At 30.0% G+C, this 2,261-nt stretch carries 1 protein-coding gene; it reads left to right on the top strand.

The window, feature by feature from the left end; all coding sequences use genetic code 11:
* Positions 1 to 425: 425 nt before the first annotated feature.
* A complete protein-coding gene (locus tag ACWTVK_RS09505; RefSeq protein ID WP_456046640.1) occupies positions 426 to 1,562 on the top strand; it encodes a YadA-like family protein in 1,137 nt (378 codons plus the stop codon).
* The last annotated feature ends 699 nt before the right edge of the window (positions 1,563 to 2,261 follow it).

Here is a 2,261-nt window from a genome sequence, read left to right as displayed (position 1 = left end):
AAAGCTGTTAGTTGATCATATAAAATCAACTAACAGCTTTTCTAGTGTTAAGGGGCTGTTTTGTTACAGCCCCTTTTTATTTATATAGTATTTTGGTATATAGTGTTTAGACTTGTGCTTAAAAGCTATTAAAAGCTATTAGTTAATGACATAAAATCAACTAATAGCTTTTGACTTTTAACTATTCTATAAGGAATGAAAATAAAATGAAATTCACATTGACTTTATAATTAAAAGCCAATATAATGACGATAAATTGCTAAAATTCGTTTGTAAGTAATACTTTGTATATTGCTTTGTTTACTTGCTATGCTATTTCTTTTATTACATCTTTGCCGTTTTTAATATTTTTAAGTCGATTATTTGTCGACACATTTAAAAAGGCAATATTATTTATTTAGAAAACAAATAAGGAGACAACTTAAATGAATAAAAAATTTTTATTAGTAGCCGGTGTATTAAGTATTGTTAGCAGTAATGTTATGGGTGCTGTAACAACAGATGTAGTTCGTGGCAAAAATATATATGTTGCAAAAACAACAGATGCTTCTGGAAATAATGAATTTAAAGTAGGCCTTAATAATAATTTATATGATTTAGGTACTGCTACTTTCCATTCTGATGAGTCTGGAGCGTTTACTGGTGGAAATTCTTATATATCTGGCGACACAATATATATAAGTAATTTAGATAAAAATAATAATATTTATGTTACACCAACAAGAGTAACCATTTCTAATTTAGAGTCTGGACTCCCTAAATCATCTGCTACATTAGACTCAAGTGAATTTCATATACAAAAGTTCGATGATAATTGGCATCATCATCGAACTATCGTAGACCATACAGGTATACGTTCTACTAATAATGACACGGGGAAATCTGTTTGGTTTTCAACTGTTGAAATTTATGCTGGTGAACAACAAATTCATGGTGTTACTGCTGGTACTGATGAAACTGATGCTGTTAATGTTAAACAGTTAAAAGACTATGTGGCAGCAAATGACAAAGATACTATTACAACTGTAAAAGCTGGTAATAATATTGAAGTAACAGCAAATGGCCATGATTATACAGTATCTCTTAAAAAAGATGTTGTAGACAAAATTGATAATGCTACAGCTGATATTGCTGTCAATAAAGCTCAAATTGATAACTTAGTAAATCAAATTGGTAACAATGATGCTAAAATCAATAATATGATTAATAATACACGACACGAGGCTCGTCGTGGCATTGCATCTGCTTCTGCGCTAGCAGCATTACATCCACTTGACTATAACCCTGATCATAAAGTTGATGTTATGGGTGGCGTAGGTCATTATCGTGGAAAAACAGCAGTAGCTTTAGGTACAGCTTATCGCCCTAATGAAAACTTAATGTTTACAGTTGGTACTGCTATCAATGGAAAAGACTCTTCTGTAAATGCAGGTGTATCTTATAAAGTTGGAGCTAAAGATAGTACTTATAAAAGCCAAGCTTCATTAGCAAAAGATGTAGAAGACTTAAAACAAATGGTAATTAAATTACAAGCTGAATTAGAAGAAGCGCGTAAGAAATAATTAATAAAAAGAGAAGCTTTGGCTTCTCTTTTTTACATTAATATAGATAACAAAATATTGGGCATTGAATAACCACAGCAAATTATAACAACTGGAAAGATTATTATAGAATAATATATAGTATTATATAGTGACATAGAATGATATACAGTCATATATAGTCATATATGTTGTTCTGATAAATATATTAGTATAAAAAGGATAATATATACTTAATTAGGGTTATAGACTCAAATTGAATAGACTATTTATAAAACTAATAACTACTGTATGTAGTATATATGGTGGAGAAATATACTATATAAGGTGATTCAGAAAAAAGTTTGTAAAATTTTAAAATTAGGGGTTGCGCCCCTCGGTTCTTTGTACTATAATAGCTATACAGTCGTTCGAAGCGACTGTTTATTAGTTAGCAAACACTAGATAAAATCTATGTTTGTTGATAATCGTTTTAGAATAAAAAAGTAATTCCTGGTTCAAACAGAAATTACAAAATTCTAAAAAAGATTATAAAAAGGTGTTGACATGAAAGTGACAACATGTTATTATAATCTAGTCGCCAGTTGGTGAAACACTTCGAAAGAAAGTGCTTCGAAGCTAGATAAAATCTGGTTTAACTGGTACAGATCTTTGAAAACTGAACAATGATAGGTAATCAATCATATGATTGAACATATGCCAGAGTGCGGGTTTTGACAA

This window comes from Veillonella sp. Ser01 (assembly GCF_053850375.1).
This window is presented reverse-complemented; position numbering and strand designations above follow the sequence as displayed.

Bases quoted from the DNA above. Each gene is read 5' to 3' on its own strand.
- ACWTVK_RS09505 (WP_456046640.1), top strand. From the start codon at position 426: ATGAATAAAAAATTTTTATTAGTAGCCGGTGTATTAAGTATTGTTAGC.